Annotated in this window: 23 protein-coding genes; 11 read left to right on the top strand and 12 right to left on the bottom strand. The window is 72.4% G+C overall.

Going from position 1 to position 23,395, the window contains the following annotated elements; translation table 11 throughout:
• Positions 1–66: 66 nt before the first annotated feature.
• On the top strand, positions 67–1,134 hold the full coding sequence (locus tag ACZ43H_RS14565) for an NAD(P)-binding domain-containing protein (RefSeq protein ID WP_464583935.1): 1,068 nt from the start codon (positions 67–69) through the stop codon (positions 1,132–1,134).
• A gap of 6 nt (positions 1,135–1,140) precedes the next feature.
• Here the strand turns inward: ACZ43H_RS14565 and ACZ43H_RS14560 are convergent, their stop codons facing one another.
• Positions 1,141–1,803: a flavin reductase family protein gene (locus ACZ43H_RS14560; protein ID WP_464583934.1), complete on the bottom strand. Its 663-nt coding sequence runs from the start codon at positions 1,801–1,803 to the stop codon at positions 1,141–1,143.
• A gap of 294 nt (positions 1,804–2,097) precedes the next feature.
• On the opposite strand from ACZ43H_RS14560, the gene ACZ43H_RS14555 reads away from it, so the two are divergent.
• Both ACZ43H_RS14555 and ACZ43H_RS14550 read left to right on the top strand, forming a co-directional pair.
• A complete protein-coding gene (locus tag ACZ43H_RS14555) occupies positions 2,098–3,438 on the top strand; it encodes an ABC transporter substrate-binding protein (RefSeq protein ID WP_464583932.1) in 1,341 nt (446 codons plus the stop codon).
• Positions 3,435–4,655, top strand: coding sequence for a carbohydrate ABC transporter permease (locus tag ACZ43H_RS14550; protein WP_464583930.1), 1,221 nt, complete (start codon positions 3,435–3,437; stop codon positions 4,653–4,655). The genes ACZ43H_RS14555 and ACZ43H_RS14550 overlap by 4 nt, the downstream gene beginning before the upstream one ends.
• 17 nt (positions 4,656–4,672) lie before the next feature.
• Here the strand turns inward: ACZ43H_RS14550 and ACZ43H_RS14545 are convergent, their stop codons facing one another.
• Entirely contained in the window at positions 4,673–5,932 is a 1,260-nt protein-coding gene (locus ACZ43H_RS14545) for an IS110 family RNA-guided transposase (protein ID WP_464583928.1), read from the bottom strand.
• Between the two features lie 275 nt (positions 5,933–6,207).
• On the opposite strand from ACZ43H_RS14545, the gene ACZ43H_RS14540 reads away from it, so the two are divergent.
• The 3 genes from ACZ43H_RS14540 to ACZ43H_RS14530 all read left to right on the top strand — a co-directional run bounded on the left by ACZ43H_RS14540 (position 6,208) and on the right by ACZ43H_RS14530 (position 10,468).
• Entirely contained in the window at positions 6,208–7,119 is a 912-nt protein-coding gene (locus tag ACZ43H_RS14540; protein ID WP_464583926.1) for a carbohydrate ABC transporter permease, read from the top strand.
• 19 nt (positions 7,120–7,138) lie between these two features.
• On the top strand, positions 7,139–9,283 hold the full coding sequence (locus ACZ43H_RS14535) for an alpha-galactosidase (RefSeq protein ID WP_464583924.1): 2,145 nt from the start codon (positions 7,139–7,141) through the stop codon (positions 9,281–9,283).
• A 102-nt stretch (positions 9,284–9,385) separates the two neighbouring features.
• Positions 9,386–10,468 (top strand): ABC transporter ATP-binding protein, encoded by a 1,083-nt coding sequence (locus tag ACZ43H_RS14530; protein ID WP_464583923.1) that lies wholly within the window; start codon positions 9,386–9,388, stop codon positions 10,466–10,468.
• A 133-nt stretch (positions 10,469–10,601) separates the two neighbouring features.
• On the opposite strand, the gene ACZ43H_RS14525 is transcribed toward ACZ43H_RS14530, so the two are convergent.
• A complete protein-coding gene (locus ACZ43H_RS14525) occupies positions 10,602–11,531 on the bottom strand; it encodes an alpha/beta fold hydrolase (protein WP_464583921.1) in 930 nt (309 codons plus the stop codon).
• 112 nt (positions 11,532–11,643) lie between these two features.
• Here ACZ43H_RS14525 and ACZ43H_RS14520 point away from each other — a divergent pair, with 112 nt between their 5' ends.
• On the top strand, positions 11,644–12,480 hold the full coding sequence (locus ACZ43H_RS14520) for an esterase/lipase family protein (protein WP_464583919.1): 837 nt from the start codon (positions 11,644–11,646) through the stop codon (positions 12,478–12,480).
• Here the strand turns inward: ACZ43H_RS14520 and glpX are convergent.
• From glpX to ACZ43H_RS14490, 6 genes are all read right to left on the bottom strand, one after another.
• Positions 12,445–13,458, bottom strand: coding sequence for a class II fructose-bisphosphatase (gene glpX / locus ACZ43H_RS14515; RefSeq protein WP_379177469.1), 1,014 nt, complete (start codon positions 13,456–13,458; stop codon positions 12,445–12,447). The genes ACZ43H_RS14520 and glpX overlap by 36 nt on opposite strands.
• 134 nt (positions 13,459–13,592) lie before the next feature.
• Positions 13,593–14,633, bottom strand: a complete 1,041-nt coding sequence (locus tag ACZ43H_RS14510; protein WP_464583917.1) for a sulfate/molybdate ABC transporter ATP-binding protein — start codon at positions 14,631–14,633, stop codon at positions 13,593–13,595.
• Positions 14,630–15,418 carry an ABC transporter permease gene (locus tag ACZ43H_RS14505; RefSeq protein ID WP_464583915.1) on the bottom strand — a complete coding sequence of 263 codons (789 nt, stop codon included), beginning with the start codon at positions 15,416–15,418 and terminating at the stop codon, positions 14,630–14,632. Before ACZ43H_RS14505 ends, ACZ43H_RS14510 begins: the two co-directional genes overlap by 4 nt.
• Positions 15,419–15,421: 3 nt before the next feature.
• Positions 15,422–16,201, bottom strand: a complete 780-nt coding sequence (modA, locus tag ACZ43H_RS14500; protein WP_464583913.1) for a molybdate ABC transporter substrate-binding protein — start codon at positions 16,199–16,201, stop codon at positions 15,422–15,424.
• A gap of 8 nt (positions 16,202–16,209) precedes the next feature.
• On the bottom strand, positions 16,210–16,611 hold the full coding sequence (locus tag ACZ43H_RS14495; RefSeq protein WP_464583911.1) for a TOBE domain-containing protein: 402 nt from the start codon (positions 16,609–16,611) through the stop codon (positions 16,210–16,212).
• Between the two features lie 54 nt (positions 16,612–16,665).
• Positions 16,666–17,904, bottom strand: coding sequence for an SLC13 family permease (locus tag ACZ43H_RS14490; RefSeq protein WP_464583910.1), 1,239 nt, complete (start codon positions 17,902–17,904; stop codon positions 16,666–16,668).
• 34 nt (positions 17,905–17,938) lie between these two features.
• On the opposite strand from ACZ43H_RS14490, the gene ACZ43H_RS14485 reads away from it, so the two are divergent.
• Entirely contained in the window at positions 17,939–18,604 is a 666-nt protein-coding gene (locus tag ACZ43H_RS14485; RefSeq protein ID WP_464583908.1) for a DUF4245 domain-containing protein, read from the top strand.
• Between the two features lie 53 nt (positions 18,605–18,657).
• Here the strand turns inward: ACZ43H_RS14485 and ACZ43H_RS14480 are convergent, their stop codons facing one another.
• Positions 18,658–18,867: an exodeoxyribonuclease VII small subunit gene (locus tag ACZ43H_RS14480; protein ID WP_464583906.1), complete on the bottom strand. Its 210-nt coding sequence runs from the start codon at positions 18,865–18,867 to the stop codon at positions 18,658–18,660.
• Entirely contained in the window at positions 18,860–20,110 is a 1,251-nt protein-coding gene (gene xseA, locus ACZ43H_RS14475) for an exodeoxyribonuclease VII large subunit (protein ID WP_464583904.1), read from the bottom strand. Before xseA ends, ACZ43H_RS14480 begins: the two co-directional genes overlap by 8 nt.
• A 245-nt stretch (positions 20,111–20,355) precedes the next feature.
• On the opposite strand from xseA, the gene ACZ43H_RS14470 reads away from it, so the two are divergent.
• The 3 genes from ACZ43H_RS14470 to ACZ43H_RS14460 are packed head-to-tail and all read left to right on the top strand — an operon-like array spanning position 20,356 to position 23,045.
• Complete coding sequence (locus ACZ43H_RS14470; protein ID WP_464583902.1) at positions 20,356–21,120, top strand: hypothetical protein; 765 nt, start codon at positions 20,356–20,358, stop codon at positions 21,118–21,120.
• Positions 21,121–21,996 (top strand): alpha/beta fold hydrolase, encoded by an 876-nt coding sequence (locus ACZ43H_RS14465; RefSeq protein ID WP_464583900.1) that lies wholly within the window; start codon positions 21,121–21,123, stop codon positions 21,994–21,996.
• 47 nt (positions 21,997–22,043) lie between these two features.
• Positions 22,044–23,045: a 4-hydroxy-3-methylbut-2-enyl diphosphate reductase gene (locus ACZ43H_RS14460; RefSeq protein WP_464583898.1), complete on the top strand. Its 1,002-nt coding sequence runs from the start codon at positions 22,044–22,046 to the stop codon at positions 23,043–23,045.
• Here ACZ43H_RS14460 and ACZ43H_RS14455 read toward each other — a convergent pair.
• Positions 22,987–23,331 carry a GtrA family protein gene (locus tag ACZ43H_RS14455; protein WP_464590830.1) on the bottom strand — a complete coding sequence of 115 codons (345 nt, stop codon included), beginning with the start codon at positions 23,329–23,331 and terminating at the stop codon, positions 22,987–22,989. The two genes, ACZ43H_RS14460 and ACZ43H_RS14455, sit on opposite strands and share 59 nt — an antisense overlap.
• Between the last annotated feature and the right edge of the window lie 64 nt (positions 23,332–23,395).

The following is a 23,395-nucleotide window of genomic DNA, read 5'->3' as shown; positions in this document are numbered from 1 at the left end:
CGCCGGGCATGGGACCCGGGTCGGTCCCGGCGGGCATATCGACCGGCCCCGCGACGTTGGCCCCGTGTGCACAGCTCGGACCTCGCGGACGTCGATCGCGTGCTCGACGCCGTCGTCATCGGCGCCGGACAGGCCGGCCTCTCGTCGTCGTACCACCTGCGCCGCCTCGGCCTCGACCACGTCGTGCTCGATGCCAATCCCGTGCCCGGCGGGGCGTGGCAGCACCGCTGGGACTCGCTGAGCATGACCGACGTGCACGGCGTCGCCGACCTGCCGGACGGTCCGGCGCCGGCCCCGTCGGAGCGCCGCGCCAACGAGGTGGTCCCGGAGTGGTTCGCGGCCTACGAGGTGCAGCACGGGCTGCCCGTGCTGCGACCGGTCGTGGTCGACGAGGTCTCGAGCGACGGCGAGCTGCTCGTGGTCCACGGTGCCGGCCAGCGCTGGCGCACCCGCGCGCTGGTCAACGCGACCGGCACCTGGACGCGGCCCTTCGTGCCGTCCTACCCCGGAGCGGGCGACTTCGCCGGCGAGCAGCTGCACACCGTCGGCTACCCGGGGCCGGAGCCCTTCGCCGGCAGGCGGGTGCTGGTCGTCGGCGGCGGTGCGTCGGCCGTGCAGCTGCTCGGCGAGCTGGCCCCCGTCACCGACACGCTCTGGGTCACCAGGCGCCCGCCGGTCTGGCGCACCGGCGGCTTCGACCGTGACGCCGGCCGGGCCGCGGTCGCCCTGGTCGAGGAGCGGGTACGCCGTGGCCTGCCGCCCGCCAGCGTGGTGAGCGTGACCGGCCTCGCGCTGCGCCCGCAGGAGGCCGAGGCCGCACGGCTCGGCGCCTACGAGCGGCGGCCGATGTTCGAGCGCATCGAGCCGCGCGGCGTCCGCTGGGCCGACGGCTCGTTCGAACCCGTCGACGTGATCCTCTGGGCCACGGGCTTCCGTCCCGCGGTGGGACACCTGGCCCCGTTGCGGCTGCGCTCGCCGCAGGGCGGGATCGCCCTGGACGGCACGACCGCGGTGGCCGATCCCCGGGTGCAGCTGGTCGGCTTCGGCCCCTCGGCGAGCACCATCGGCGCGAACCGTGCGGGGCGACAGGCCGCGGTCGCGATCAGTCGCCGCCTGCTGGCCGTTGCGGCCTGACCGGCCTCACGCGACCGCCTCGTCCGGATCCACTGCGACGTCGTCCTCCGGTCGCGCGTGCGGCATCTGCCAGCCCCGCGCGAGCGAGGACGGGCGCACGTTCGTGGCGCCGCCGTAGTACTCGCAGAACTTCATCAGCAGGGGGTCCCACCGCTCCGGGTCGACGTACGCCGTGCCGGGCAGCAGCAGCTGCTCCTCGACGTGCACGCGGACGACCTCGACCTCGAAGGCCCAGGCGTGCGCGTCCTCGCCGAACGGGTGGGCCGAGGCGAGACGGGCCTCGAGCTGGATCGGGCACTCCAGCACCCGCGGCGGCAACACCAGCCCGGAGTCCTGTCGCGTCAGCCCGGCCGCGGCGAACTTGTCCGCCTCGAACGTGTAGCCCCGCGCCTGCTTGTGCGGGGGTACGTCGGGGCGCCCGGTGAGCAGCGCCAGCCGGTCGACCGCGTCGACGAGGGTCGAGGGCACGAGGTTGACCACCACCTCCCGCTCGCGGACCAGGTTCTCGGCCGTCCGCGAGGTGCGGCCCATGCCCAGCAGGCAGGTGCTCCCGAGCCACCAGGCCGACGACATCGGCGCGAGGTTCGGCGAGCCGTCAGGGTTGATGGTGCTGAGCAGGACGACGGGGGTGCCGAAGTAGAGCACCTTGAGGTCGATGTCGGTGTGCACGGGATCCTCCGGGTTCGACAGCCACTGACCACTCGAGCCTCGCGCACCACCGGGGTGGGTGCTGGCGGGAATCGGACACTGCGGGCGGGCCCGGCGCGCGTCGAGGTCGAGCACGGGTCCGGCGCCGACGGCCACGAGCTGACCAGACAGGTCCGTATCCCGAACGTGACCTCATTGGTCGTTTACACGATCCCGTTTGTCCAGTACACAAAAGGGGCACGTTGTGACACGCACCACACACCGGGTTCCGGGGCGGGCGGATGTGAGCCGCTGTCCCGACGTCGAGGAGGGCACATGAGTAGAGGATCGAGTCGCCGCTGGGCGGCGGCGGGGGTGGCGGTTCTCGCCGCCACGGCACTCACGGGGTGTCTCCAGCAGCCGGGAGGAGGGGGCTCCGGCGAGGGGCTGAACGGCTACGTCGACAACGCGAGCACCGACGGGGACAACAAGGTCACGATCCTCGGCGCCTTCGGCGGCGTCGAGGCCGAGAACTTCGAGAAGTCGCTGGCGCAGTTCGAGAAGGACAGCGGGATCGACATCGCCTACACCCCGGACAGCGACTTCACCACGACCATCAAGCAGAAGGTCCGCTCGGGCGACACCCCCGACATCGGCCTGTTCCCGCAGCCGGGCGGGCTCCTCGAGCTCGCCGGTCAGGGCTACGTCCAGCCCATCGACACCTACCTCGACTACGACAAGCTCGACTCGACGCTGGTGCCCGGCTTCCTCGATGCCGCGCGGCTCAACGGCCGGGTGTACGGCGCCCCGATGCGCATGGCCAACAAGAGCATCGTGTGGTACCCGAAGAAGCCCTGGGACAAGGCCGGCTACAAGGCGCCCGAGACCCTCGACGACCTGCAGAAGCTGACCGACCAGATCAAGGCGGACGGCATCACGCCCTGGTGCATGGCGTGGAACGCCGACCAGGCGACCGGCTGGGTCGGCACCGACTGGATCGAGCAGTTCATGCTCAGCATGTACGGCCCCGAGGTCTACAACCAGTGGACCAGCCACGAGATCCCGTTCGACGACCCCAAGGTGATCGCGGCGTTCGACGCCTTCGACAAGATCGCCCGCACCGACGGCGAGGTGTACGGCGGCGTCAAGACCGTCGTGAACACCTCCGCCGCCGAGTCGATGGTCCCCGCGTTCAAGGACCCGCCGGGCTGCATGCTCGAGCGGCAGGGCAACTTCGAGATCTCGTTCCTCGACCCGAAGATCCAGGCCGACCTCGACAACGAGGTCGGGGTCTTCCAGTGGCCGGCGAAGACCGCCGGTGAGGAGAACCCGCCGATCCTCGGTGGTGGCGACATCGCCGGGCTCTTCAACGGCAACGACGACGACGCCAAGAAGGTCATGGAGTTCCTCACCTCCGACAAGTTCGGCGCGGAGTGGGCGCAGGCCGGTGGCTGGCTGTCCCCGCACAAGACCTTCGACGCGAGCAACTACCCGAACCAGACGACCAAGGACCTCGCGGAGATGGCGACCAACGCCTCGCAGATCGTCTACGACGGTTCCGACGTGATGCCCAAGGAGGTCGGCTCGGGCACATTCTGGACCGGCATGGTCGAGTGGATCCAGGGCAAGAGCTCTGAGGACACCGCCAAGGCCATCGAGAGCTCGTGGCCGCAATGAGCAGCGGAACCGATGTGACCACCGGCGCCTCGCGCGCCGGTGGGGCACCCGCACCGGGTGAGCCGACCCCTCCCGACCAGCCCGCACCCGCGGGCCCCCGGGAGCCCGACAACCCGGACCGCATGAACGTCGCCAAGGTGCTGGTCGGCCTGGTCGGCCTGGTCGTGGTCGTCTGGTTCATCGGCAACCTGTTCCTGGCGCTCGCCTACCACCCCGACTGGTTCGCCAGCAGCAAGATCCTGATCGGGGTGATCGCCCTGATCGCCGGGGTCGGGGGCGCCTGGCTGTTCTTCTTCTTCGTCAACATGTTCGTGGAGGGGCTGCCCGGCCGGCTGTCCCGCGGGCTGATGCCCTACGCGTTCCTGGTCCCGGGCATCGGGCTGATCGCGCTGATGCTGGTCTACCCGGCGATCCAGACGATCAACTACGCCTTCGCCAACGCCGACAGCACGAAGTACGTCGGGTGGGACAACTTCCAGGACATCTTCACCGGCGCCACCAGCGACGACTTCTGGCTGGCGATCAGCAACAACATCCTGTGGCTGATCATCGTGCCGGCGGTGACGGTGGTCTTCGGCATCATCGTCGCGGTCCTGGCCGACAAGCTCTCGCCGCAGGGCGAGAAGGTCTCCAAGAGCGCGATCTTCCTGCCGATGGCGATCTCGTTCGTCGGTGCGTCGGCGATCTGGTCCCTGGTCTACGCCTACGACCCGGCCAACGAGGACCCGACCGGCCTGCTGAACGCCGTCTGGAGAGCGCTCGGCGGGGAGCCGCAGACCTGGTTGCAGGTCAGCACCCTGCGGCTGAACTCCATCCTGATGATGGTGATCCTGATCTGGCTCCAGGTCGGCTTCGCGATGATCCTGCTGTCCTCGGCCATCAAGGGGGTCCCGGAGGAGACGATCGAGGCGGCCCGCATCGACGGGGCGTCGGAGTGGAAGATCTTCAGCCAGGTGGTGATCCCGCAGATCAAGGGGACGATCATCACCGTCTTCATCACCGTGGTGATCCTGGTCCTCAAGGTCTTCGACATCGTCTACGTGCTCACCAACGGACGAGACAAGACCAACGTGATCGCGAACCTGTTCTTCAACGAGCTCATCAACAACGAGCAGGCCGGTATCGCCTCGGCGATCGTCGTGGTGCTGCTCCTCGCCGTGACGCCGATCCTGATCTACCAGGTGCGCCACTTCCGCAGGGAGGAGATGGTCCGATGAGTAGCCCTGTGTCAACGTCAGGCCGCTTCGACACCGCTGAGCAGTGCCTGGAGGGCGCCGTGCTGGTGGGGGTCGTAGGCGGTCTGGTTCTGCCAGCATCGCCAGATCACGCCGAGCCAGGCGCGGGCCAGGATGCGGGTGGCGTGGGGGTGGTCCTTGCCGCGGGCGAGGGCGTCGTTGTAGATCTTCGCGGCCCAGGGGTTGGCTCGGCGGGAGTCGCCGGCGAAGTCGCAGACGGCGTCGCGGAGCTCTTTGTTGACCGCCCATCGGTAGGTGACGGCTTTGTGCTTGCCGGATTGGCGGGTCGAGGGCGCGACGCCGGCCAGGCAGGCCAGGGACGCGGCGTCGGGAAACCGGCCGCGGACGTCGCCGATCTCGGCGAGCAGCCGGGCAGCGCGCACGGTGCCGCCGCGGGGCAGGGACTGGAAGATGTGGGCGTCGGCGTGCAGGGCGAGCTGTTCGGCGATCTGGGCCTCGAGGGTCGCGATCTGTTCGACGAGCTCGGTCAGGACGCTCAGCATGGCGCGGGTGACATGGGCGCGGGCGGCGCCGTCGGGACCGACCGGTCCACGCGGCGCAGTCTGCAGGTGGGCGTAGAGGTCGGCGGGGTTCTTGCGGCCGCTGTAGCCGACGCTGCTCAGCCAGGCCGCCAGCCGCTTCACGCTGAGCCAGTCGGCGCGTTCCTGGGAGTCGAAGCGGGCCAGGAACCGCAGGCTGATCTGGGAGTCCAGGTCCTTGAAGAGACCCACAGCGCCGGGGAACGCGGCCTGCAGGTGGGCGCGCAGCTGGTTGCACAGCGCGACGCGGTGCTTGACCAGTTCGCGGCGGGCCCGGACGGTGGCGCGCAGGGTCTTGGTGGCTTCGCTGTCGTGGGTCAGCGGCCGCAGCCGGGTGCGGTCGGTGCGCAGGGTGTCGGCCAGGACGTAGGCGTCGAACCGGTCGTCCTTGTTGCCGGCCGAGCCGTAACGGCTGCGCAGATTCTTGAGCCGGTTGGGACTGATCACGACCACGGTCAGGTCGGCGTGGAGCAGAGCATCGACGACGGGGCCATCGCCGCGTTCGATGGCGACCTCGCCGACGCCGTGGTTGATCAGGAACTTCACCAACGTGCGAAGTCCGGCCGCGGTGTGGTCGACAGTCCTGCGGGCGACTTCGCGGCCGCGGTGATCGACCACGCTGACGGCGTGGTCCTCGCTGGCCCAGTCCACACCGCCGGTGACACCGTTGATGGGCTGGTCGGGCAGTTTGCTCTCCGGGGTGGTGCTGGCAGACTTCATGTCAGCCTCCTCGCTGCTAGACCCAGTGGGGAGGCACCCTCGTCTTGGTGCCGGGACGCATCTGTCTGTCAGCTCACTGATCGGCGCTCCCAGCCAGCCATCCGGTCGGCCTTGGCGCACAGCCCTGTCGACGATCACGGCGTCCCGGGTGACCGCCGGGCCCTGCAGAACTCATCGTGGACATCAAGGGGTCGAGCGAGCAGGGCAGTGACCCGACGGCACCTGGGGTGCATCAGCGGCCCGTCCAGGACCGCCGACACGAGGAAGGTAGTCCAGTGAGCTCGCAGCAGCAGGTGGTGGCACCGGTCGACACGGGAGGCAAGCCGCACCAAGGTCGGGGATTCATGGCGGACGGGCGGCGACGCAGCTGGTTCTCCATCGTCGTCATGGTGGTGCTCTGCGTCCTGTGGACGCTGCCGACGGTGGGTCTGTTCGTCACGTCGTTCCGCACCCGGACGGCCCAGGCCACCTCCGGGTGGTGGACGGCCATCGGGAACGGCGGGTGGACGCTCGACAACTACCGTGGCGTCTTCGAGGGTCCGTCGTCGATCGGCGACTCGTTCCTCAACAGCATCATCGTGGCGATCCCGGCGACGATCATCCCGATCATGTTCGCCGCGTTCGCGGCGTACGCCTTCTCGTTCATGGACTTCCGTGGCAAGGACGTGCTGTTCATCCTGATCGTCGCGGTGATGGTGGTGCCGATCCAGGTGGCCTTCCAGCCGATGCTGAACATGCTCGGCCCCAACGGGCTCGGCATCTCGGGCCAGTACATCGCGGTCTGGCTGCTCCACACCGGCTTCGGCATGCCGCTGGCGATCTACACGTTGCGCAACTACATGGCGACCCTGCCCCGCACGGTCATCGAGTCGGCGAAGATCGACGGGGCCACGCACTACCAGACCTTCTGGCGGCTGATCGTCCCGATGTCGGTGCCCGCGCTGGCGGCGTTCGCGATCCTGCAGTTCCTGTGGGTGTGGAACGACCTGCTCATCGCCAAGCTGTTCCTGACCAACGAGAACCGCACGGTGATCGTCTCGCTCCAGCAGCTGCTCGGCACGCAGGGGCAGGGGTCGGAGCTGCTGACCGCCGGGGCGTTCGTCTCGATGGTCGTCCCGATGGTCGTGTTCTTCACCCTGCAGCGCTACTTCGTCCGCGGTCTGACCGCGGGTGCGGTGAAGGGGTGATCGGCGGCATCATCGTCACGTGACCCGACCTGTGCACCTGACCCGGGAGGGCGTGAGCCTCGTGCTCGCGCCCTCTCCGGCTTCGGTCCCCGTGATCCTCCACTGGGGCGCTGCCCTCGGCGACCTGACCGAGCCCCAGCTCGACGCCCTGGTCGACCTGCACCGTCCCGGCGTCCCGCACTCCGCGCTCGACCAGCCGCGGCTGCGCGGGATCGTCGGGGAGAACGTCTCCGGCTTCACCGGGCTGCCCGGCCTCGAGGGGTTCCGCCCCGGGCGCGCGTCCGGCGCCTGGGCGCCGCGGCTGCGCGACTGGTCCTGGTCGGTGGACGACGCCGGCCCGGACGCCCGCGTGCGGCTCGCGTCGAGCGACGCCGAGGCGGGCTGGGCGGTCCTCGTCGAGCTCGAGCTCACCCGCGAGGGGATCGTGCGGCTGCGCACGACCGTCACCAACGACGGCGACGACACGCTGCAGCTGGCCGCGGTCCGTTCCGCCCTGCCGGTGGCGGCCCGCGCCACCGAGCTGCTCGACCTGACCGGTCGCTGGTGCCGCGAGCGCACCCCGCAGCGCCGCCCGTGGCTCCTCGGCACGCACCTGCGCGAGGGCCGGCACGGCCGCACCGGTCACGACGCCTCCCTGCTCCTGGTCGCCGGCACGCCCGCCTTCGGGTTCGGCCACGGCGAGGTGTGGGGCACGCACGTCGCCTGGAGCGGCGACCACGCGGCGTACGCCGAACGCACCCCGGAGGGCGAGTGCCTGCTGGGCGGGGGCGAGCTGCTCGGCCCGGGGGAGGTGGCGCTGGGGCCCGGGGAGTCGTACGCCGGCCCGTGGCTGATGGGGTCGTGGTCGGGCGCCGGGCTCGACCCGATGAGCGACCGGCTGCACCGCTGGACCCGACGGCACGCGACCCGGACCAGGCGCCCGCGCCCGGTGCTGGTGAACACCTGGGAGGCGGCGTACTTCGACCACGACCTCGACCGCCTGACCCGGCTGGCCGACGCGGCCGCCGAGACCGGCGTCGAGCGCTTCGTCCTCGACGACGGCTGGTTCCGCGGCCGCCGCCACGACCGGGCTGGGCTGGGGGACTGGACCGTCGACCCGGACGTGTGGCCCGCCGGGCTGCACCCCCTCGTCGACCACGTGCGGAGCCTGGGCATGGAGGTCGGGCTGTGGGTCGAGCCGGAGATGGTCAACGAGGACTCCGACCTCGCCCGTGAGCACCCCGACTGGATCCTGCGCGGTCGCGGCGAGCTGCCGCCGCAGTGGCGGCACCAGCAGGTGCTGGACCTGCAGGTGCCGGAGGCCTACGCGCACGTCCGCGACGCGCTGCTGCGGCTGCTCGACGAGTACGACATCGCGTTCCTCAAGTGGGACCACAACCGCGACCTCGTCGACGTCGGCCACGGCGGGCGCCCGGCCATGCACGGCCAGACGCTCGCGTTCTACCGGCTCCTCGACGAGCTGCGTGCGGCCCACCCCGCGCTGGAGATCGAGACGTGCGCAAGCGGTGGCGGCCGGGTCGACCTGGAGGTGCTGACGCGCACGGACCGGATCTGGCCCAGCGACACCATCGACGCCGTCGAGCGCCAGCGGATCCAGCGGTGGACCTCGTTGCTCGTGCCCCCGGAGATGATGGGCGCCCACGTCGGCGGGCCGGTGGCGCACACGACCGGGCGCAGCCAGCCGCTGCCGTACCGCGCCGGGACCGCGCTGCTCGGCCACTTCGGCATCGAGTGGGACCTCGGCACCCTCGACGCGGACCAACGGTCCGAGCTGGGCGCCTGGGTGGAGCTGCACAAGCGGGTCCGCCCTGTCGTCGCCGCCGGCCGGCTGGTCCGCGGCGACCACCCCGACCCGGCCGTCGTGGTCACCGGGGTGGTCACCGACGAGGAGGGCTGGTACGTCGTCGCGACCGTCGACACGGTGACGACGCAGTCACCCGCACCGGTGACGCTCCCGGGCCTGGATCCCGAGGGGGCCTACCGGGTGCGCAGCGAGACGCCTCCCGGCCAGCACTCCGCCGACCTGGGTCGGACCTGGGTCGAGGGCGACGGCGCCGAGGTCCCGGGGCGGGTGCTGACCGGCCTCGGGGTCCGGCTGCCGGTGATGCCGCCGGAGACCGTCCACGTCCTGCACGTCCGCAAGGTGGCCGGCGCCGACCTCTGAGTGGACGCACGGTGGCCGAGCTGCCGACTCTTCCCGTAGCGTGACCCCCGTCACTTCACTACGGATCGTCCGGCACGTACCTGCCGGTGAAGGAGTTCAGTCATGGCAACAGTCACCTTCGAGAAGGCCCAACGCTGGTACCCCGGGGCCGACAGCCCCGCCGTGCCGGGCCTCGACCTCGAGATCCACGACGGGGAGTTCATGGTCCTCGTCGGCCCGTCCGGGTGCGGCAAGTCCACCTCGCTGCGGATGCTGGCGGGCCTGGAGGAGGTGAACTCGGGGAAGATCTTCATCGGCGACCGCGAGGTCACCCACACCCCGCCGAAGGACCGCGACATCGCGATGGTCTTCCAGAACTACGCGCTCTACCCGCACATGAGCGTCGCCGACAACATGGCGTTCGCGCTCAAGATGGCCAAGGTCCCCGCCGACGAGCGGCAGAAGCGGGTCGCCGAGGCGGCGCGGATCCTGGGCCTCGAGGAGTACCTCGAGCGCAAGCCCAAGGCCCTCTCCGGTGGCCAGCGCCAGCGCGTCGCGATGGGTCGTGCGATCGTGCGCAACCCGCAGGTCTTCTGCATGGACGAGCCGCTGTCGAACCTCGACGCGAAGATGCGCGTGCAGACCCGCACCGACATCGCCAAGTTGCAGGCCGACCTCGGCGTCACCACCGTCTACGTCACCCACGACCAGGTCGAGGCCATGACGATGGGCGACCGGGTCGCGGTGATGAAGCTCGGCGTGCTCCAGCAGGTCGACACCCCGCTGAACCTCTACGACAAGCCGGTCAACCTCTTCGTCGCCGGCTTCATCGGCTCCCCGCAGATGAACCTCCTCGAGGCGACCGCGGCCGACGGGCAGGCCAAGATCGGTGAGTACCTCGTCCCCGTCGACCCGACGGCCGAGAAGAAGATGCGCGGCCGCATCACCGTCGGTGTGCGTCCGGAGGCGTGGCGCGTGGTCTCCGAGAACGAGGGCGGCCTGCCCGTCCGGGTCACCGTGGTCGAGGAGCTCGGCGCCGACGCGTTCGTCTACGGCACCAGCGGCGTCGAGGGCACCCCGAACAACATCATCGTCCGGATCAGCGCCCGCGACACGGTGCGCAAGGGCGACACGCTCCACGTGACCACCGACCCGCGCCACGTCCACGTGTTCGACACCGACACCGGTGAGCGCCTGAGCGACTGAGTCGTCCGCAGGGCGGTGACTCTCGTGGTCGCCGCCCTGCGGAGCTCACCGGGTTTCGACTGGCTCGCCCGGCCTCGTTCCTCGGCCGGGTCGCTCGCTCAACCTGGCGGAGCCCACGCGGGGGGCTCGTTCCTCAGCCGCCGCTGCTCCGCTCGGCCGTACGCCGGATCGCGGCCACGAAGGTCTCGAAGAGGTCCGGGGGCAGGTCGTGGCCCATCCCGTCGATCAGCAGCAGCTCCGCGCCCGGGACGGCCGCGGCCGTGGCCCGACCGCCCGACACGTGCACCATCTTGTCGGCGAGGCCGTGGATCACCAGGGTCGGGACGCGTACGCCGCGCAGCCGGGCGCCGCGGTCGTGCTGCGTCAGCACGGCCAGCATCTGGCGCATCACGCCGGAGGTGCTCACGCCCCGGTCGAACGTCTCACCGGCCCGCTCCTCCACCTGCTCGCGGGTCTGCGGGTAGGCGGGCGAGCCGATCATCCGCCACATGGTGGCGCTCGACCGGACGTACGCCTCGCGTCCGGCGCGCCGCGAGGCGAGCATCGGACCGAGCAGGGAGGGGTGCTGCCAGCCGACGGTCCGCTTGCCGGTCGTCGACATGATGCTGGTCATCGAGCGCACCCGGGCCGGCTGGCTGATCGCCATGGTCTGCACGATCATGCCACCCATCGACACCCCCACGACGTGCGCGGACTCGATGCCGAGGTGGTCGAGCAGCCCGAAGGCGTCCCGGGCCAGGTCGCCCATGGTGTACGGCGCCCGCACCCGGCCGCCCGCGAAGGCGCGGACCAGCATGGACCGCTTGACCCGGCCGACGGCACGGCTCGAGCGGCCGGTGTCCCGGTTGTCGTAGCGGATCACGTAGAAGCCGCTCGCGGCGAGCATCCGGCACAGCTCGGGGTCCCACCAGTTCATCGGGCCGCCGAGCCCCATCACGAGCAGCAGCGGCTCGGCGTCGGGGTCGCCGAAGGTCTGGTAGCACAGCTCGATCCCGGGCGAGACCGGGGCGAACAGCTCTCCGGAGACGGCGACGTCGGGCATCCGGGACGAGCACGAGGACATGCCCCCAGTGAACCCCACCGCCCCCACGGGCCGCCTCCTGCCCCTCCCCAGTCTCGATCAATTTTGGGCAACGATGCGCGACATTCGGGACCTTTGGCCGTACCGTCGAGGAGTGACCGGCTCGACACTCGCGTCCTTCCTGAGGCCTGAGGGCTTCGAGCGCCCGCGGGTCGGGGCGGTCCTGCGCGAGGGCAGCGTGCTCTCGGAGGCCGGCCGGTACGCCGCGCGCACCCTGGTGGACCGGCGCGCGCGCCGCGACACGCCGTACGCCTCGCGGGCCTCGGTCCGGCTCGCCGACCCGGTCGTGCTGGTCCCCGGCTTCCTCGCCGGCGACGGGACGCTCGCCCTGATGGCGCGCAGCCTGCGGGCCCAGGGCTTGCGCACCTACCGCTCGAACATGCACGCCAACGTCGGCTGCACGCTGCGGGCGGCCCGCCAGCTCGAGGCCCGGCTGGAGGTGATCGCGCAGCACCGCGGCTCGCGCGTGCAGATCGTCGGGCACAGCCTCGGCGGCATGCTCGCCCGCGGCCTCGCCGTACGCCGCCCCGACCTGGTGTCCGGCATCGTCACCATGGGCAGCCCGATGCTCGCCCCGGGGGCCCACCACGTCTCGCTGACCGCCAGCGTCGAGATGCTGGTGCGGCTCAGCCGTGCCGGTGTGCCGGGGCTCATGGCCCGGGAGTGCGTGGCCGGCGCCTGTGCCCGGGAGAGCTTCGAGGAGAGCCGGGAGCCGGTGCCCGCGGGGGTGTCGTTCACCGCGATCTACTCGCAGCGCGACGGCATCGTCGACTGGCGCGCGTGCGTGGACCCGCTCGCCGTGCCGATCGAGGTCACCGCCTCCCACCTCGGCATGGCCTTCGACCCGCGGGTCATCGACCACGTCCTCGCCGCGCTGCACCGCGGCGCGGAGGCCTCAGCCCTCGAAGTCGATCGCGGAGAAAGCGCGTAGCTTCTGCAGCTTGTGCTCGGAGGTGATCGACCGGATCGTCCCGCTGCGCGAGCGCATCACCAGCGAGTGCGTGGTCGCGCCGCCGGCGCGGTAGCGGACGCCGCGCAGCAGCTCGCCGTCGGTGATACCGGTGGCCACGAAGAAGCAGTCGTCGCCGGTCACCAGGTCGTCGGTGTGCAGGACCTTGTCCGGGTCGAGGTCGTGCCCGGCGTCGATCGCCTTCTGGCGCTCCTCGTCGTCCTGGGGCCACAGCCGGCCCTGGATGACGCCGCCGAGGCTCTTCATCGCGCAGGCGGTGATGATCCCCTCGGGGGTGCCGCCGATGCCCAGCAGCAGGTCGATGCCGGTCTCGGGGCGGGCGGCCATGATCGCGCCGGCCACGTCGCCGTCGGTGATGAACTTGATCATCGCGCCGGTCGCCCGGATCTCGTCGACCAGCCCGGCGTGGCGCGGCCGGTCCAGCAGGACCACGGTGACGTCCTCGGGTCGCGAGCCCTTGGCCTTGGCGACCTGGTGGATGTTCTCGGCGACGGGGTAGCGGATGTCGACCACGTCGGCGGCCTCGGGGCCGGTCACGAGCTTCTCCATGTAGAAGACCGCGGAGGGGTCGTACATCGAGCCGCGCGGGGCGACGGCCAGCACCGACACCGCGTTGGTCATGCCCTTGGCGGTCAGGGTGGTGCCGTCGATCGGGTCGACCGCGACGTCGCACTCGGGGCCGGTGCCGTCGCCGACCTCCTCGCCGTTGAACAGCATCGGGGCGTTGTCCTTCTCGCCCTCGCCGATCACGACGGTGCCGCGCATGCCGATGGTGGAGATCATCACCCGCATGGCGTTGACGGCGACGCCGTCCGCGCCGTTCTTGTCGCCGCGGCCCACCCAGCGGCCGGCGGCCATGGCCGCCGCCTCGGTGACCCGCACCAGCTCCAGGGCGAGGTTGCGGTCGGGTGACTCGGGGGCGACGCTCAGCGGGGTCATGGCGGGATGGTAACCGTCAACCCGGGGCGCGTGCGTAGGTCCGAACGGCCGTTTCGTCTCCCGACGGCCAGACTTCACCTTTCCTGACCACCCTCCCCGACCACCCTTGCCGGGCCTGCGGCGGCCCGATCCGCTCAGGTCCGGTAGACGGAGACCTCGCTCGCCTTGACGTTGAACACGACGCGGGACCCGGGTGCGAGGTCCAGCTCCGCGGCGGCGTGGACGGTGATCTCGGCCGCCAGGTTGCCGGCGCGGACCCGCACCTGGTCGCCGTGGGGCTCCAGCTCCGTGACCGTCACCCCGATGCTGGTGCGCGGACTGCCGCCCGGGGGCTCGCGGAAGACCGAGACCGCGCTCGGCCGGAACACCGCGACCGCGGAGTCACCGGCCGTCGGCAGCGGCTCGGTGGCCAGGCCGGCGACCTCGGTCCCGTCCGCGCCGCGGACGACCCCGTCGTGCCAGGCGCCGGCGACCATGTTCAACCCTGCGATTCGGGCCGCGAAGGCGCTCCGGGGCCGGGTGAGCACGGTGGCGCTCGGGCCCTCCTCGACGATCCGCCCGTCCTCGACGACCACGACCCGGTCGGCGAGCAGCAGCGCGTCCAGCACGTCGTGGGTGACCAGGACGACGCTGCGCCCGTCGAGCACCCGCCGCAGCGTCTGGCGCAGGGCGGGCTGCACGGCGACGTCGAGGGCCGCCATCGGCTCGTCGAGCAGCAGCAGCCGCGGCTCGGCCGCGAGTGCCCGGGCGATCGCGACCCGCTGGGCCTGGCCGCCGGACAGCTGTGCCGGACGCCGGTCGCGCAGCTCGCCCACCCCCACCTCGTCGAGCCAGCGCGCGGCGGCGTCGCGCGCCGTACGCCGGGGGAGCCCCGCGCTGCGGGGGCCGAACGCCACGTTGTCCAGGACGCTCAGGTGCGGGAAGAGGAGGGGGTCCTGGGCGAGCGTCGCGATGTGCCGGTCGTGCGGTGCGACCCACGCCCCGTCGCCGGTGAGGACCCGGCCGTCGAGCACGACGCGTCCGCGGTCGGGGCGCAGCAGCCCGGCGAGCACGTCCAGCGTGGTCGACTTGCCGGCGCCGTTGGGGCCGAGCACGGCGACCGTCTCGCCGTCGGCGACGTCGAGGGTCACGTCGAGGCCGCGCTCCTCGACGACCGCGCTCAGGTGCAGGGTCACGTGGCGCTCCGGCCCGGCCGGGCGAGGGCGATCACGACGACCGCGACGACCACCAGGACCAGCGACATGGCCACGGCCGCGTCGGGGTCGGTCACCCGCAGGTTGTAGATGTAGAGGGGCAGGGTCTGGGTGGTGCCCTCGAGGTTGCCGGCGAACGTGATGGTGGCGCCGAACTCGCCCAGCGAGCGGGCGAAGGCCAGCACCGCGCCCGAGACCAGGCCGGGCAGCACCAGCGGGAGCGTGACCCGCCGGAACACCGTGGTCGGGGTCGCGCCCAGGGAAGCGGCCACGACCTCGTAGCGCTCGCCGGAGCTGCGCAGCGCCCCCTCGAGGCTCACGACGAGGAAGGGCAGCGAGACGAACGTCTGGGCCAGCACCACGGCGGTGGTGGAGAAGGCGATCTGCACGCCGAGGGCGTCGAGCTGCGAACCCAGCAGCCCGCGCCTGCCGAAGGTGTAGAGGAGCGCGATGCCACCCACCACGGGCGGGAGCACCAGCGGGAGCAGGACCAGCGAGCGCAGCACCCCCTGGCCCGGGAACCGGGTGCGCGCGAGCACGACCGCCATCGGGGCGCCGAGGAGCAGGCAGAGCACCGTGGCCGCCGTCGAGGTGCGGATGCTGAGCCAGAGCGCGGTCAGGGCCGAGTCGGAGGTGACGAGGTCGACGAAGCTCGCCCAGTCGACGCGGCTGACCATCCCGACAAGGGGGAGGAGCACGAGGGCGCCGCCGAGGGTCGCGGGGACCCAGAGCCACCTCGGGACGCCGACGGGTCGCTGGCTGGTCACCGGCTAAGGCTGCCCGAAGCCGGCGTCCTGGAGGATCTTCTGGCCCGTGTCGCTGAGCACCAGGTCGACGAACTCGCCGGCCAGGTCGGGCTCGGCGGCGTCCGCGACCGGGACGATCGGGTAGACGTTCACGACCGACCTGGACTCCGGGAAGGGGATGCCCTCGACGTCGTCGCCGGCCGCCTTCACGTCGGTGACGTAGACCAGGCCGGCGTCGGCCTCGCCCGACGTCACCTTGGCGAGCACGTCGGTGACCGACTGCTCCTCGCTGACCGGGTCCAGGGTGACCCCCGCCTTGTCGGCGACCGACTGCGCGGCCGCGCCGCAGGGCACCTCGGGGGCGCAGGTGACGAGGTTGACGCCCGACCTCGCCAGGTCCTGCAGGTCCTTGACATGCGCCGGGTTTCCCGGGGGGACGGCGATCTCGAGGACGTTGGTGGCGAAGTCCTGCGGATCGCCGTCGGCCAGGTCGTCGGCGACGAGCTTGTCCATGGTGGCGGTGTCCGCGGACGCGAAGACGTCGACGGGCGCACCCTCCTGGATCTGGGTGACCAGGTCGGAGGAGCCGCCGAAGCTGAGCTTCACGTCGACGCCGTCGTGCTGCTTCTCGAACTCGTCGGCGACCTGCTGGAACGTCGCGGTCAGCGAGGCCGCGGCGTACACCGTGAGCGACGTGCCGCCGCCACCTCCGCCCGCTGCGTCCCCGCCGCCCCCGTCGTCGCCGCACGCGGCGAGGGGGAGGGTGAGGACGAGCAGGGACAGGCCGGCCAGGGTCTTCTTCACGGGCGCTCTCATCTCGGCGGTCGCTCGACGACGACGTTGGTGGACTTCACGGAGGCGATGGCGCGTACGCCGGGCTCGAGGCCGAGCTCGTCGGCCGCCTCCGAGCTCATCAGGGAGACCAGCCGGTAGGGGCCGCAGATCATCTCGACCTGGGCCATGACGGTGTCCTTGACGACCCGGGTGACGATGCCGCTGAGCCGGTTGCGGGCGCTGACCGCGGACGCGCGGGTGGCCTCGCGGTCGGGGTGGTCGGCCAGCGACTCGGCCAGCGCGGCCAGGTCGGCGCCGGCGATGGTGGTGCGGCCGTCGGTGGTGGTGCTGGGCACCCGTCCCGCGTCGACCCAGCGGCGCACCGTGTCGTCGCTCACGCCCAGCAGTTCGGCTGCCTCCGCAACTCGGTAGGTGGTCACGGTGCGAGTATGCCGCACCTGCGGCTGAAATGCCGGTGAGCAGCCGCAGATGCGTCAGGTGACCAGCGCCAGGGCGGTCACGGCGGCGACGAGCGCCAGCGGGGTGGCCACCAGGGAGACCCGATGGAAGTCCCGCATGTTCGGCGGGTCGCCGTGGCGGACCAGGCTGCGGCGCCACAGCAGGTTGGCCAGCGAACCCGTGTAGCTCAGCCCCGAGCCGATGTTGAGCCCGAGCAGGGCGGCGAGGACCGCGGGCGTGCCGAGCGGCGCCAGCAGCGGCACCACGAGCAGGGTCGCGGACAGGTTGGTGAGCAGGTTGGCGAGCACGGTGGCGACCACCGCGATCAGGAGCAGGGCGGGGTACGACGTGCCGTCGGGCAGCAGGTCCGCGACCGCGTCGCCGAGGAAGCCCACCGAGATCGCGGCGACGACGACACCCAGCGACAGCACGAAGACCGCGAACGAGGGGTGCGCGGCGTGCACCGCCTGCCGGACGGTCAGGAACCCCTCGCGCCGGGCCCAGGCCACCAGCACGACCGCGACCGCGCCGGAGACCCAGCACGGTTCGACACCGAAGGGGGACAGCGCGGCGAACCCGGCCAGCATCACCACGACGGCGATCACAGGCACCCGCGGCACGGTCGGGGCGTGGAAGTCCTCGCCGGGGTCCCCGCGCTCGCCGAGGTCGCCGCGGAACATCAGCCGCAGCACGGCGTACTCCACCACGAGGACGACGGCCAGCACCGGGGCCATCACCACCGCGAAGCCGCCGAACGTGAGGTCGAGGTGGGGCATCGCCAGCAGGTTGGTCAGGTTGGAGACGGGCAGCAGCAGCGAGGCGGAGTTCGCCATCCGCAGGCAGGCGTAGGCGCCCGGCCGCGACGAGGTGCCCATCGCGACGGCGCCGCCGATGACGACCGGGGTGAGCAGGACCACCGTGGCGTCGAGGCTCAGCACGGCCGTGACCGCCGCCGCCAGCAGGAACACCCCGCCGAGCAGCCGCTCCGGTCGGCCCCGGCTGGCGTCGCGCACGATCCCGGCGGCGGCGGTGAACAGCCCGGCCCGGGCGCAGACATCGGCCACCACCAGGATCGTGGCCAGGAACGCCACGACGGGAGCGAGGTTGCGCAGCGCCGCCTCGGCCTCGTCGGCGGAGACGATGCCGGTGGCCAGCGTGGCCGCCGCGGCGGCGAGGCCGATCAGCAGCTCGGTGCGCCCGGAGGGGTGCACATAGGCGGTGACGAGGAGGCTGAGGAGTGCCAGCACGGGGACGGCGTCGACCAGGGGTGGCACGCGGAGAATCTACGGCACCTGTGAGGATGGACCCGTGAGTGAGGTGCCCCCGTCCGGAGCCCAGCCCGAGTCCCAGCCCGAGTCCCAGCCCGCGGGTCAGCCCGCCGGTGAGCCCGCCGGACAGCAGGGTCCGTCCCGCCCGGCCCCGGGTGGTCAGGGCACCCCGGGGCGCTACCAGCGCTCCACGAACGGCCTGATCGGTGCGTTGCTGGTGACCCTGCTCGCGATCGGTGCGTTCGTGGCGTTCCGGGCGATCAACCGGGACACCCCCGAGATCAAGCCCGAGGCGGTCGACTACCTCTCGGCCGCGCAGGGCGCCCAGCAGGGCGGCTTCGACGTGGTCTACCCGCCGTCGTTGCCGGACGGCTGGATCGCCGACTCGGTGCACCTCACGCCCGGCGAGCGGCCGTCGTGGGGCATCGGGATGCTCACCGACCAGGGCAGGTTCGTGGGCGTGCGCCAGGAGGACAGCTCGCTCGACGACATGCTCGCGGAGTACGTCGACGAGGAGACCGACGAGGGTGACCCGGTCACCCTGTCGGGCAGCGTGGGCCGGGAGTGGCGCACCTTCTCCGACTCCGGGGGAGACCACGCGTTCGCCACCCAAGTGGGCCGCCAGTGGGTGCTCGTCTACGGATCGGCCCCGACCGACGACCTGCGCCTGATCGCCGAGGACCTCACCAGCGACCCGGTCCGCTGACGAGTCGTGCGGGTCAAGGTGCGCCAGGGCGCACTCCCACCCGCACGAGGCGGTCAGTCGTCGGACTCGATCGCGGCGTCCAGGCGCTTGCGGGCGCCGTCGAGCCAGTCCTGGCAGACCCGCGCGAGCTTCTCGCCACGCTCCCAGAGCGCCAGTGACTCCTCCAGGGTGGTGCCGCCCTGCTCGAGCCGGCGCACCACCTCGACCAGCTCCTCGCGGGCGGCCTCGTAGGAGGGCTTCTCGGCGGCCAGGTCGTCAGTCATCGTGCTCCTCGGAGGTGGTCAGCGGATCCGGCTCGACGGTGGTCGTGGTGGCGTGGATGCGTCCGTCGGCGACGCGCACGCTGACCTCGGCCCCCGCAGCGACACCCTCGACCGAGGTCACGACGTGGCCGTCGGCGTCCTGGAGCACGGCGTACCCGCGCTGCAGGGTGGCGAGCGGGGAGAGGGCGCGGGCGCGGGCGCGACGGTGGTCGATGTCGTCGGCGGCCCGGTCGAGCGCGTGGCCCAGGGTGCGCCGGGCGCGCTCCCGCAGCGCGACGACCTCGTCGGAGCGGGCGTCCAGCAGGCTGCGCGGGTCAGCGAGCGCGGGTCGTGAGCGGAGGGCGTCGAGACCGGCCTGCTCGCGGGCCAGCCAGCCGCCCAGCGAGGAGCGCATCCGGTCGCGCGCCGTCGCGACCAGCCGCAGCTCCTCGGCGACGTCGGGCACCACCATCTTGGCGGCGTCGGTCGGCGTGGAGGCGCGGACGTCGGCGACCAGGTCGAGCAACGGTGAGTCCGGCTCGTGGCCGATCGCGGACACGACGGGGGTCCGGGCCCGGTGCACGGCGCGGATCAGCGCCTCGTCGGAGAAGGGCAGGAGGTCCTCCACGGAGCCGCCGCCGCGCGCGATCACGATGACCTCCACGTCGGCCGCCCGGTCCAGGCGGTCCAGCGCCTCCATCACCTCGGTGGCGGCGCGCGGACCCTGCATCGCGGCGTACGCCACCTCGAAGTCGACCGCAGGCCAGCGGCGTCGGGCGTTCTCGAGGACGTCGCGCTCGGCCGCGGAGTTGGGGGCCGTCACCAGGCCGACCTTGCCCGGCAGGAACGGCAGCCGACGCTTCAGCTCGGCAGCGAAGAGACCCTCGGCGGCCAACAGCTGACGGCGGCGCTCGAGGCGGGCGAGCAGCTCGCCGAGGCCGACCATCCGGATCTCGCGCGCGAAGAGGGAGAGGGTGCCACGGTTGGCGTAGTAGGACGGCTTGGCGTGGAGCACCACGCTCGCGCCCTCGACCAGGGGTGGGTTCAGCCCGTCGAACAGCGTGCGGGTGCAGGTCACCGGGACCGAGATGTCGGCCACCGCGTCGCGCAGGGTCATGAACACGGTGTTCATCCCCGGCCGGCGGCTGACCTGGGCGATCTGGCCCTCCACCCACACCGCACCGAGCCGGTCCACCCAGCCGGCGATCGCGTTCGCGATCTGCCGGACGGGCGCCGGCGACTGCGCAGAGGTCTCCAGGGCCATGGCGCGACCTTAGAGGGTGGCGCCGACGGGGCTCGAACGGCTCGACCGCCGATCGCCGGACCGGCGAAAAGTGAGCGACGTCCCGGGTCGTCGTGTGCAAGACTCTCGGCCGCCGACGCCGGACCCCGATCCCGGGGAACCCCGCCGGCCCTGACTCCGTGGAGGATCGTCGGCGCGGCGCCGGCGCGACAGCAGCTGTCGCTCACCCGCCGCCGGTGGTGGTCCTGCGGCGGGAGGTTCGCCCCATGACTACGACACCGCACCCCGACCCCGGCCCGCGGCCGCGGTCCCCGTGGCCGGGATCCCGCCACGTCACCCAGCACCGCTGGCAGCTGGATCACGTCGTCAGCCTGACCGACGTCGTCGACGCGCTGACCGAGCTGGCGGCCGAGCTGACCGAGGCGCACCGTGCCGGCTGGTGGCTGGCCGAGCCGATGCGGGGCGGCGAGCTGGTCGCGGCGCGGGCGTCCCGGCGCGAGCGCGGTCGCGGGGCGGTCGGGCCCGCGCCGACCGCGTCCGGGCCCGTCCTGCGACGGGGCCCGTGGCGGGTCCGCGTGGTCGACGAGCCACCGGCGCCGGGGCTCGCCGTGCTGGACACGGGTACGGCGTCCCGGACGCCGGTGCTCACCTGGACAGGCCGGTCGCTGGAGCAGGTCAGCGGCCCCGTCGTACCCGCGGCCGACCTCGCGGAGATGGTGCGGCAGGTGACGCCGACCGGGCTGCGACAACGGTCGTGGGGCGTGGCCGCCGCACGGGTCGGGCCGAACCTCGACCTGGTCGCCGACGGGAGCGGCCTGCGGGTGCACGCGGTCCGGGACGGGGCGCTGGTCCGCACCTGCGAGGCGCTGACGTTCCGGCACGCCGCGGACGGAGCGGAGAGCCTGCTCCAGGCGGCCGCGGCGTACGACGAGCTCGCGCGCACCGCCGAGCGGATGGCCGCCGCCGGCGGCCGTCTCCTCAGCGCCGACGACGGTCTCGTGCTGGTCTCCTACGAGCAGCGGGAGGCGTAGATGTCGACCTCTCCCGACGTCGTGGAGCACGCCTTCACCGCCGCCGACGGCACCCGGCTCGGCTACCGCGCCGTCGGTTCCGGCGAGCCCGTGGTCTGTCTGCCCGGGGGACCGATGCAGGACTCTGCCTATCTGGGGGACCTGGGGGGTCTGGCGACGCGCCACCGTCTCGTCCTGCTGGACCTGCGCGGCACCGGCCGGTCCGCGGCTCCCGAGGACCCGACGAGCTGCCGCTGCGACCGGCTCGTCGACGACGTCGAGGCGCTGCGCACGCACCTCGGGCTGGAGCGCCTCGACCTCCTGGCGCACTCCGCGGGAGCGAACCTCGTCGTCCTCCACGCCGCGCGGCACCCGGACCGGCTGCGCCGGCTGCTCCTGGTCGCGCCGGGTCTCGCAGCGACCGGGATCGACGTGCCCGGCAGCGACCGGCGCGCGGTGGCCCGGCAGCGCGGACGCGAGCCGTGGTTCCCGGCTGCCTTCGCGGCCCTGGAGCGGGTCACGTCCGGCAACGCCGAGGCCGACGACTGGGCGGCCATCGCCCCGTTCCTCTACGGGCGCTGGGACGCCGCCGCCCGGGCGCACCACGCCGCGGGGGACCGTCAGCGCAACGACGCCGCCGCCGCGGTCTACGGCTCCGCCGGCGCGTTCCGGCCGGAGGCGACCCGGGCAGCGCTCGCGGGGCTCGTGGAGACCCCGGTCCTGGTGCTCGCCGGGGAGCACGACGTCAACACCCCGCCCACGGGGGCGGCCCGACTGGCCGAGGCCTTCCCCCGCGGCGAGCTGGTCGTCCAGCCGGGCGCCGGTCACTTCCCGTGGCTCGACGACCCCGGTCGGTTCACCGAAGTCGCGGCGGCGTTCCTGGCGGGGGACGGCTGAGCGGCGCCGACGTGAGCCCACGCGCGCGGATCCGTAGACTCGGGCCCATGACCACCGACCTGGGCAACCCGTCGATCCTGTCCCCGGACGAGGCGGAGCGCGCCGTCCTGCTGGCGGCGCCCCGCGGCTACTGCGCCGGTGTCGACCGCGCGGTGGTGACCGTCGAGAAGGCGCTGGACCTGTACGGCGCCCCGGTCTACGTGCGCAAGCAGATCGTCCACAACAAGCACGTCGTGTCGAACCTCGAGTCGCGCGGCGCGATCTTCGTCGAGGAGCTCGCCGAGGTGCCCGAGGGCGCCACGGTCGTGTTCTCGGCCCACGGCGTCTCCCCGGAGGTGCACCGCCAGGCCGAGCAGCGCTCGCTGAAGACCATCGACGCCACCTGCCCGCTGGTGACCAAGGTCCACCACGAGGCGAAGCGGTTCGCGAGCGAGGACTACGACATCCTGCTCATCGGGCACGAGGGCCACGAGGAGGTCGAGGGCACCGCCGGTGAGGCCCCCGAGCACATCCAGCTGGTGCAGGGCCCCGCCGACGTGCCGAACATCGTCGTCCGCGACCCCGCCCGGGTCTCCTGGCTCTCCCAGACGACCCTCTCCGTCGACGAGACGTTGGAGACCGTGGCCGCGATCCGCGAGCGCTTCCCGCTGCTGCTCGACCCGCCGAGCGACGACATCTGCTACGCCACCCAGAACCGTCAGCTCGCGGTCAAGGAGATCGCCCGCGAGGCCGACCTGGTGATCGTGGTGGGCTCCGGCAACTCCTCCAACTCGGTCCGCCTGGTCGAGGTCGCCCTCGAGGCCGGCGCGCGGTCGGCGTACCGCGTCGACGACGCCACGGAGATCGACGAGGCCTGGCTCGAGGGGGTCAGCACCGTGAGCGTCACCTCCGGCGCCAGCGTCCCCGAGGAGCTGGTGGAGGGGGTCCTGGCGTTCCTGGCCGAGCGTGGCTACCCGGACGCCCAGGCCGTGCACAGCGCCGAGGAGTCGCTCATCTTCTCGCTCCCCAAGGAGCTGCGTCGCGACCTGAAGGCGGCCGGCCGGTCCTGACCTCCCGCCACACCACGTGGCGGTAGAGTAGGTAGTTGCCGACGACGCAGGCGCCGGTCGCGAGCACCTTCGCGCCGAGCACGCCCGTCGTCGTGGCCAGCGCGGTGATCAGCAGCGGCTGCAGGACCCAGAGCACCGTCCCGGTGGTGGCCACGAAGCGCAACGCCTGGCCGGCGTCCAGCCGGGCGCGGCCGAAGGTGAAGCGGCCGTTGGCCACGAAGCTGAACGCCATGCCGGCGCCCGTGCTGACCAGGTTGGCGAGCACGACACCGAAGGCGCCGTGCAGCAGCGCGAACAGGCCGAGGTCGATCCCGGTGTTGACGACCCCGACCGCCGCGAACCGCAGCTGC

Source organism: Nocardioides sp. DN36 (genome assembly GCF_055380375.1).
Note: the sequence above shows the minus strand (reverse complement) of the source record. Positions and strands in the feature narration are given on the sequence as shown.

Coding starts and splice junctions, on each gene's coding strand:
- ACZ43H_RS14460 (WP_464583898.1), top strand. CDS start 22,044: ATGACCACCGACCTGGGCAACCCGTCGATCCTGTCCCCGGACGAGGCG.
- ACZ43H_RS14470 (WP_464583902.1), top strand. CDS start 20,356: ATGACTACGACACCGCACCCCGACCCCGGCCCGCGGCCGCGGTCCCCG.
- glpX (WP_379177469.1), bottom strand. CDS start 13,458: ATGACCCCGCTGAGCGTCGCCCCCGAGTCACCCGACCGCAACCTCGCC.
- xseA (WP_464583904.1), bottom strand. CDS start 20,110: ATGGCCCTGGAGACCTCTGCGCAGTCGCCGGCGCCCGTCCGGCAGATC.
- ACZ43H_RS14550 (WP_464583930.1), top strand. CDS start 3,435: ATGAGCAGCGGAACCGATGTGACCACCGGCGCCTCGCGCGCCGGTGGG.
- ACZ43H_RS14530 (WP_464583923.1), top strand. CDS start 9,386: ATGGCAACAGTCACCTTCGAGAAGGCCCAACGCTGGTACCCCGGGGCC.
- ACZ43H_RS14555 (WP_464583932.1), top strand. CDS start 2,098: ATGAGTAGAGGATCGAGTCGCCGCTGGGCGGCGGCGGGGGTGGCGGTT.
- ACZ43H_RS14545 (WP_464583928.1), bottom strand. CDS start 5,932: ATGAAGTCTGCCAGCACCACCCCGGAGAGCAAACTGCCCGACCAGCCC.
- ACZ43H_RS14525 (WP_464583921.1), bottom strand. CDS start 11,531: ATGTCCTCGTGCTCGTCCCGGATGCCCGACGTCGCCGTCTCCGGAGAG.
- ACZ43H_RS14465 (WP_464583900.1), top strand. CDS start 21,121: ATGTCGACCTCTCCCGACGTCGTGGAGCACGCCTTCACCGCCGCCGAC.
- ACZ43H_RS14480 (WP_464583906.1), bottom strand. CDS start 18,867: ATGACTGACGACCTGGCCGCCGAGAAGCCCTCCTACGAGGCCGCCCGC.